This is a genomic window from Caballeronia sp. GAFFF2 (assembly GCF_023631485.1).
Taxonomy (GTDB): domain Bacteria; phylum Pseudomonadota; class Gammaproteobacteria; order Burkholderiales; family Burkholderiaceae; genus Caballeronia.
Map to the genome: position 1 here is coordinate 326,194 of NZ_JALQDA010000006.1, position 7,966 is coordinate 334,159.

General features: G+C 57.7%; 8 protein-coding genes and 2 pseudogenes. 5 read left to right on the forward strand and 5 right to left on the reverse strand.

Features of this window, described 5'->3' with window-relative positions; genetic code table 11:
• Nucleotides 1-2: 2 nt before the first annotated feature.
• On the reverse strand, nt 3-1,466 hold the full coding sequence (locus tag NCT04_RS04015; protein WP_250463726.1) for a Y-family DNA polymerase: 1,464 nt from the start codon (nt 1,464-1,466) through the stop codon (nt 3-5).
• Nucleotides 1,390-2,103, reverse strand: coding sequence for a translesion DNA synthesis-associated protein ImuA (gene imuA, locus NCT04_RS04020; protein ID WP_250463729.1), 714 nt, complete (start codon nt 2,101-2,103; stop codon nt 1,390-1,392). Before imuA ends, NCT04_RS04015 begins: the two co-directional genes overlap by 77 nt.
• A gap of 499 nt (nt 2,104-2,602) precedes the next feature.
• Here imuA and NCT04_RS04025 point away from each other — a divergent pair, with 499 nt between their 5' ends.
• Complete coding sequence (locus NCT04_RS04025; protein ID WP_250463733.1) at nt 2,603-2,959, forward strand: hypothetical protein; 357 nt, start codon at nt 2,603-2,605, stop codon at nt 2,957-2,959.
• Between the two features lie 43 nt (nt 2,960-3,002).
• Nucleotides 3,003-3,962: an SOS response-associated peptidase family protein gene (locus tag NCT04_RS04030; protein ID WP_250463767.1), complete on the forward strand. Its 960-nt coding sequence runs from the start codon at nt 3,003-3,005 to the stop codon at nt 3,960-3,962.
• Nucleotides 3,963-4,038: 76 nt separating this feature from the next.
• On the opposite strand, the gene NCT04_RS04035 is transcribed toward NCT04_RS04030, so the two are convergent.
• A complete protein-coding gene (locus NCT04_RS04035; RefSeq protein ID WP_250463736.1) occupies nt 4,039-4,698 on the reverse strand; it encodes a flavin reductase family protein in 660 nt (219 codons plus the stop codon).
• Nucleotides 4,699-4,917: 219 nt separating this feature from the next.
• On the opposite strand from NCT04_RS04035, the pseudogene NCT04_RS04040 reads away from it, so the two are divergent.
• Nucleotides 4,918-5,094, forward strand: a pseudogene (locus tag NCT04_RS04040) (LysR family transcriptional regulator); the annotation flags it as partial.
• Between the two features lie 220 nt (nt 5,095-5,314).
• Here NCT04_RS04040 and NCT04_RS34640 read toward each other — a convergent pair.
• Both NCT04_RS34640 and NCT04_RS04045 read right to left on the reverse strand, forming a co-directional pair.
• Nucleotides 5,315-5,500, reverse strand: coding sequence for a LuxR C-terminal-related transcriptional regulator (locus tag NCT04_RS34640; protein WP_350029993.1), 186 nt, complete (start codon nt 5,498-5,500; stop codon nt 5,315-5,317).
• 8 nt (nt 5,501-5,508) lie between these two features.
• On the reverse strand, nt 5,509-5,982 hold the full coding sequence (locus NCT04_RS04045; RefSeq protein ID WP_250463739.1) for a hypothetical protein: 474 nt from the start codon (nt 5,980-5,982) through the stop codon (nt 5,509-5,511).
• Between the two features lie 429 nt (nt 5,983-6,411).
• Here NCT04_RS04045 and NCT04_RS34645 point away from each other — a divergent pair.
• Nucleotides 6,412-7,063: pseudogene (locus tag NCT04_RS34645) on the forward strand (Tar ligand binding domain-containing protein); the annotation flags it as partial.
• 198 nt (nt 7,064-7,261) lie between these two features.
• Entirely contained in the window at nt 7,262-7,822 is a 561-nt protein-coding gene (locus NCT04_RS34650; RefSeq protein ID WP_350029996.1) for a methyl-accepting chemotaxis protein, read from the forward strand.
• Nucleotides 7,823-7,966 lie beyond the last annotated feature (144 nt).

Genomic DNA, 7,966 nt, shown 5'->3' on the forward strand with positions numbered 1-7,966 from the left:
TATTATCCGAACAGGCCGTGAAGGAACCAGCGAACCTCTTCGGTCTTCACGCTCGGTCGTTCACGGTAGATCCAGTAACAGTTTTTATCGGTCGCTTCCGCGACATAGTAGTCGCGCGTCACCAGTTGGCCGTCATACCAGCCGGCCTCGATGCGCTCGCCCGTCGACACAAGCTTCAAAGGCGAGCCGTAAAACGGCCGATGATTCTTGATCATCAGCCGCACGGGTGAGTCGAGCAACCACGTTGGTCGCGGTAGGTCAGCAGGAGGAGGGCATGCCTTGGTTGTTGCCTGCACGGGCACCCATTGATTCGCATGCTCGGGCCGATGATCCGAGGTCGGTGCCGGCCGCAGGACGTTCTCGGCGCCCAGGCGCGCGACAAGCAGTTCGATCAATCGGTTGTGGTCCTGGGCCGAGCCGCCTGAATCGGGGAACAGCGAATCGCTGGGTGGCTCGGCGGGTTCCACTTTTGACGCGGTCAAGCGCACAGCAATCACAGCGGCTTCGAGCTGGATGCGCCCGAGCCGCTCCTTCAGCAGCCGAACAAGATGCTCTTCGTACCAGGTGGGTTCGGCCAGCGCGATGTCGATCGTCGTTGGCTCGATCGCCTGTCGCCCCCGTTCGTGCTCGAGCGTAATCGTCGCTTGCGTGAGCGCCAGCTGCTGCCCGCTCAACCATCCGCAAAGCTGCACGATCAGGCGCCGCGCTGAGAACAGCACCGCTTCCGCATGCTCGACGCGATCGGGCAGCTCCGTACGCGCATTAAAGGCAGGCGGCAGTTCCAGCCACTCATAAAATTCCGGCGACAGGCCATAGGCGCGGTCTAGCGAATCCAGTAAGTCCACACCGCACCTCTTTTTAAGACCTGCACGCGGCAGGCGGCGAACATCGTTGAGCACCCGGCAACCGAGGCCGTTGAACCATTCGGAGAATGACCGGACTTCGGGTACGACCATGAAAGGTAACTGCCCGAGATAGCGTTCGAGCGAACCCATCTTGAGCACCCGCCGTCGGCCACGCTTGGCAAGCAGCCACGCACCTTGCCCCGTGGGCGCGACGCCCATGCGCGCGGTCACACCAATCGCGTTGACCACCTTCCGGATCTCTCGGCACACGTGTCGGATGCCCCCGAAGAGGCGAAGACTGGCGGTTACATCGACCAGAATCGTTTCCTCTTCTCGAACCGCCACCTGAGGCGAAAAGCGCAATAGCGCGAAAGCGACTTCGCGTTGCACATCGATCTCGCGTGTTGGACTGCGGTCGTACATCAACGCATCTACTGCAAGCGTCGTGACCCCGCCGCGCTTCATCCCCACCATAACTCCTGCCTCTCTCGCCGCCTGGTCAAGCACGATGACCTCGTCGCGTTCGAGCACCACGCAGCCGTGTTCAGTCGGAGGCGAGTACCTCGGTCGGAACACCTCCAGCGAAAGCCGGGGCAGGAAGATGGCGACGAACACGGCCATGAGGACTGAGCAGAATCGGAGATGGTTGCAGGTGGATGGACAGTTGATCGGTTCGGGTTGGGCCTCGTCGCTTGATGACATCGACGGCGAGGCCGCCGTCGGCGGGTCGCACACCGAGCCGTAAGGCCGCTGGCGACGAATCCTGGGCGGCGGCAAGCGGTCGAACCAGAATCAGGAGGGTCTCGGTCGCCTGTGCCGCTAGATGCAATCGTCGTAACGCTTCCGACCGGATGTGCTGTTGCCAGAAGAGCAGGGCGCCGCAACTTCGAGCATTGAGCACGCGTTCGGCGCACCAGAGCGCATCCGCTGTCTTGGGCGCGCGCAGCATCATCAGTTTGTCCAGCGGCACGCCCAGATAGGCGAACGCCAGGCTGTTCGGGACGTGCGGTGCCTGCAGAAGCGCGACCGGCCGCTTGCTCGCGGCGACGAGCGCGGGCTTGAGCAAGCGCATCTCCCCGATCCCCGGCTGTTGCACCAGCAACTCAACCAGTGCGCCAATCGGCCATCCGCCACCGGGCAGCTCCGCCGACAGGGCCGCGTAGCCGGTGTCGATGGTCTTACCATCGGCACGCGCGAGCTGAGATCCGCGCCAGAGCGCCGGGTGAATCAACTCGATGTGTTGAGGCAAGGCGGCCATAGCACAATTTGAGAGTGCGAAAATACTGTATGGATGTACAGTATCGAGTGTAGCGTAGAAATAGAAGCAGTGATTTGCACCTTTTTATCTAGCCGAAGAAAAAGTCGACGCCTATGCTTGCTCCGAGACACCCAACGCCCGAGATTGCCGACTGCGTCGCCAAGTTGCGTCAAAACTATGGCGACGATTGACGTAGCCGTCGCGCGCTGCAATGCAGACGAGCCACGCGTCTTCGCGCGAACGAACGGTCGGACCGGAGTGCCCGACGAGTTCAGCCGCTGGACGGCTGATCGCAGCAATCGGAGCTACTGTCCAAGAAGCGAAGGGTCGTATGTTGGAACGGGCTGCGCTGCAAAGAACGACAGTCGTTCCACGTCGTTGAAAGTACCGGACGCGACCGCAACTAAATGGAAGTAAGCAATCAAGACAGCTGACTTCGGTGATTGAAGAAGGGAGCCGAGGAAGGCGGCTAGTACGTTGGGAACACGCAAGGAGCGGAATGAAGCTACCTAAAATTGACGAACTGACCGGCGCCCGGGCCGACCTCCTGTGCTTTCTGGTGGCAACGCTCGCCGCTTCGCATGCGCTGACGCAGGAGTGGCGGATAGATCACGTTGTGGAAAGCGGCCGCATTTGGCTTAAGCGCAACTTTGTTTCAATGGATTGGCTCGAGCGCGTCCGCATCGGCCAACTGGCCCTTAGAATTGCCCGGCGCGATCTGAAGGGAGCGGGCATTGCTCTTCGTCAATCGGATGTGCAGGTGTTATTTACTGGCGACATGGGATTGAACCATGCGAGCACGGTCGTCCAGAAGATGATGAAGCTATGCCGCGAGGCAACGGGCACGCTAAGCTGAACCATAAGCGAGCGGCACCAACGAGAACAAATTGGAGGCGGCAGTGTGCTACTCGGCGCAGATTCAGGCGGACTATCGATGCTACGTCAAAATGTTCGGCGCGCAGATGGACATTCGTGAGTTTGCGCGCCTGTTCTGGGAACACGCCGAAGGCAGCAAAGTCAAGATCCCAAAGGCGATGGACGACTCGTTTCTTCATCCTGAGAACGACGACGAACGGCAGATCAAAGAATTCATCGATCGTTTCAACACGGGGCAGGCGAATACGCTCGAACAAGAGCTATTCAAGCAGCGCGCGCGCCTCGCTGATGCCGAGCGTGCGTTGGACACCAAAGTAACCGCGGCGGCGACAAATAGCCGCCGCATCGCCACCGACAAGATCGATTCTGCGTTGCGCCGGCTTGATGATCTACATCGCACGACACCCAAGGATCGCGACTCGCGCATCTTTCCTGGCTACTATGCACCAGTGCTGATCATCGAAAACGGGCAGTACGTCGTGAAGCCGATGCGCTATCAATGTCGTATCGCGGGCAAGCCCACAAATTACGATCGACGCTTCCCTGGGACATACAACGCGCGGCGAGATAATTTGGAAGGTTTCTGGAAGCCCTGCTTCGGCCATACGCACGGCATCATCCTGGTCGACGTTTTCTATGAGAACGTCAGCAAGGCCAAGATGGAAGGCACTCTCCTGGAAGCGCATGAAAAGAACGAGAACGTTGTTTTGGAATTTCGTCCCAACAACGGCCAGTTGATGCTCGTTGCGTGCCTTTGGTCGCGATGGACGTCACGCGACGAGCCCGATTTACTCTCATTTGCTGCGATCACGGATGAACCACCGCCCGAAGTTGAAGCGGCTGGTCACGATCGCTGCATTGTCCCGATCAAAGCGGAAAACGTCCAAGCCTGGTTGAAGCCCGATGTATCGAATCTAGAGGCGTTGTACACCATTCTTGATGATCGGGACCGACCGTATTATGAGCATCAGCTTGCCGCTTAGATTTTGCCAATGCGAAGCTCAGGTTGCTCGTCGGTCCGGTTCAAGATACAAGACAACGACATGAGAATTCTTCGCATCACGTCTTGGCAAGTGCCTCGTACGCTTGTTCTGGTATATCCGCGAGTCGGGACGGATGCACTTGGCCGCTGAGACCATAAAACTTTTGAAAGTTCATGATCAACGGCGACCACTTGTCCGGATCGATCCGATTGGCATGACCTTCCACCAGCAAATCAGGATGGACGTGAACGCGTTGGATCCGCACCTCGATCAAGCTGATGAAGCCGCGCAATTGATCGCTATCTTCGCCAATGCCGTGGACTGCCGAAACAGCAGATTCAAGTTGAATCGGACATTCGAGCGCGCGCGCCGCCGCAACCGTATCGGAAGCCACCCTCGTCAATCCAGCGCGGCCAAGTTTGTCGAGTTCATAGACGTAGCCCATTGCGCGCCTGAATTCAGGAACCGGATAGACGCCTGTGGTGCGGGCGATGCGATCAACAGCGCCCGCCTCTTTGACTGAAGGAAGATTCAGCACACATTCGCCGGTACGGACAAGGTTGCGTGCGGTCTGCGATCCAGAAGCGATACCAAGCACACCTCTCCACCCTAACCAAAATACGGAAGATATAGGCGCGAGATTGTCTGTACCGTTTTCATTGACGGTGCTAACCAGGACAACCGGCGTGCCTAGGTAAAGGATATGAGGTTCAGCGACAACGTGAGGCGCTTTCATGAGTTTGTGCTCCGTGAGTGGATGGACTCATGATGCGACTTCGACGGATTCAATGCCATCCAGTTCTTGCCCTGTTATTTCGCGTCCGGCGAACATACGATAATGTCGCAACAGAAAAGTCAAGGAGCGTTATCGTGGCTGCAGATGTCCTTCTCAGCTATATCGCAGGCTCAGTGTCAATTGAGCGTCTGCTTTCACGCGATCAAATGTCTTATTAACGTCGATGCTCACGTTCGTGCCGGAGAACTTGTTAAGGTCCTGTCGGATTATCTGGCCGCACCCATGCCGGTCACGCCGCTCTATCCTTATCGGCAACACTGCTCCCGCCGCTTTCATGTATTTGCGACTGGCTTTTCGAACTTGTGGGGAGGCAATGCTGCGAGAGGTCGGGGATGAAAGCTTGTTATGAACGCGTGCGGTTAGCCACTCGAGCTTTGGCGACAAGGGCGCTCTTCATTTTGCCTTTTGGATCGCAGCTAGGCCGTGAGCCAGGCAAGCGGCTGTCGTAGTCGGGAGCCTGTTGCTCGTTTTGCGAGCGGACGCAGGACGCTTCAGAGTAACATCGAGCTAGTTCGAAATCACTTACTCGATCCCGTGCGGACTAGACGGTCAGATCTCATGGCGATGCGAATTGCAATGTTCGGTCATGGAGGACGCACACATCTTCCTCAGAGAACAGCCGAAATAGCTCCGCAGTTGTCGCAACGCCCAATTTGAGCATGGCGTTCGTCCTGTGGGTGCAGATGGTTTGTTTCGATCGGTGGCGTGTCAAAGCGATTTCCTTGAGTGATTGACCCGCCAAGGTGGCTTTCAGTACGTCGATCTCACAGGCGGTGAGGGGCTGGTAACACTGGCCGCGTCTGGGCAGTTCGCCGCATACTCGGCGACCGTGGAGGAAACGAATTTCTGACGAATATGCGCTGCATTAATGGCGGCCTGCAAGTGCTTGCCGACATCGTCGCCGTCGAGAAGGGCGTGAACAGCCTTCATGGCCGACAGCGTCGCTAGGTAAGCCGGATTTTTGATGCAGGAATGCAGCACCAAGCCCACGTTGATATGACCTGCTCGTATGCGCGTAAGCAGTGGTTCGCCATCGGCGTTTTGCCAAGAAGATACGCTTTGAAGATCTGAAACGATCACATCGCAGTCGTAGGCAAGCTTCGACAAGGTTTCTGGACAGTGCGTTGTAGAGGCGATCGCGATCCCGGCGCATCGCCGGACGGCTGCCTCGGTGCCTAACGCGCTAATTAAATGGCCGCCAGCACAAACAACTTTGATCGGCATCGCAATCTCCGGATAGCACAGAGCTGTCGAGGGCAGCGAGGGTGGTGTCATCAAACAATCGAATAAGTAAGGCCCGGTTATAGAGGATGTTGTCTATACGGTTCGGTGGGAGGGGCCGTTCAGGGCGCTCGCCAAAAGCGTACGCCATAGTAAAGGCGGATGCCGGAGGACCTTGTGCACAATACGACCGTCCACCAGCGTCCGCAGTCAAGTATTTCCCGCGAGCGCACGTCCACGACTGAATTTTTGCGCAAAGACCTGCCGTTATTTCGACTCGTGACAGACGGATTCTTTTTCAGTGGAAAGACGACCCTTCCGTAGAAACGGCTAGGCTGGAGACGCCGCCGACGATACCCACAATTCTTATAATGGGGAAATGAAACATATTGCGCAGAAGTATTTTCGATTAGAGGCCGTGTTGCGCTTGCGATGGCCTTCTTGGCCGCACTGTTGCTCATAATCGGCGTTCTTGGGCTGACCGGGATGAGCTATTCGAACCGGGCGCTCGAAGGTACCGCAACCGATCAGATGCCGAGTGCGACTAACGTTGCAAACGCGGAAATCTATTCCGCGCGAGCGTCTGGCCCTGGACCGCTCCGCGTTGATGTCAGGCACGCCGGAAGCGAATGCGGTGCTGGAGCGCGCAAAGATGCTCTATGCGACATCGGAATCCTGGTGGCAAAAGTATCTTGCGCTACCTCACGACGCCGATGAGATTCGACTCGTTGAGGATATTAAGCGTGCGCGTGCGTCATATGCCGACGCGCTCGCGCAATTCGCGAAAGTCGTCGAAGCCGATGATCGGGCCGCAATGGTCGATCATGCGAACCAGCTGCAGGTCGCTTACGGCAAGCTCTCGCAAGCAGATGACGCGCTAGGCAAGTTCCAGGCGGACAGTGCGGAGCGCGGTTTGACCGATGCCCGCTCGAATTATGCGGTGCTCCGCCTCATTATCATCATCTCATTGTGCGCGGCGCTCACGACATACGTGACACTGCGCCGTGCAATTGGAGCACGGCTTGCAGAGGCGCTAGAACACTTCGACGCGATCGCAGCCGGCGACCTTCGACGTACAATCAGCACGCGTTCGAGCGACGAGATGGGGCAATTGCTTCAAGGTGTCGCCCGTATGCAGGAAAGCTTCATCAAAACGGTACGTCCCGTGAGAGCAGGTTCGGAATCGATCGCCTCGGCGAGCAAGGAAATCGCAGCGGGTAACACGGATCTCTCGTCGCGCACGGAAGAACAGGCGTCTGCGCTACAAGAAACCGCTTCCAGTATGGAACAGTTGACGGGCACCGTCCGGTACAACGCTGACAATGCGCGCCAAGCTACGGTACTGGCGAAGAGCGCGTCTGAAATTGCGAATAAGGGTAACCAGGTCGTCACTCAGGTGGTAGGACCGATGGGTGACATTAGCCGCAGCTCGGCACGAATCGCGGACATCATCTCCATGATCGAGGATATTGCCTTTCAAACGAATATCCTGGCGCTCAATGCAGCTGTCGAGGCCGCGAGGGCGGGCGAAGAAGGACGCGACTTTGCTGTCGTCGCGGGCGAGGTGCGTTCGCTCGCTCAGCGGTCCTTTGCTGCAGCTAGGGAAATCAAGGAATTGATTAACTCGTCGGTAACGTCGGTGAATGCTGGATCGACACTCGTGCATCAGGCGGGCAACACAATGAACGAGATCATCGGGGCGGTGCAACGGGTGAGGGACATCATGGGCGAAATCGCGGCTGCTTCTGAGGTGCAGAGCGCCGGTATCGATCAGGTTGCGCGGGCGGTTAGCCAGATGGACGAAGTTACTCAGCAGAATGCTGCGTATTTCGGACGAAGGTGACCGGCCGTTTCGGGATCGTGACCGACGATTTCGGCAACGTGACCGGCCGTTTCGGGAACGTGACCGTACGGACCGGACGACAGGACTGGCGTTGCGCATGACATCAACCACGCGAGCTATGCTCGCCGGCTTTGGCCGGAGAAA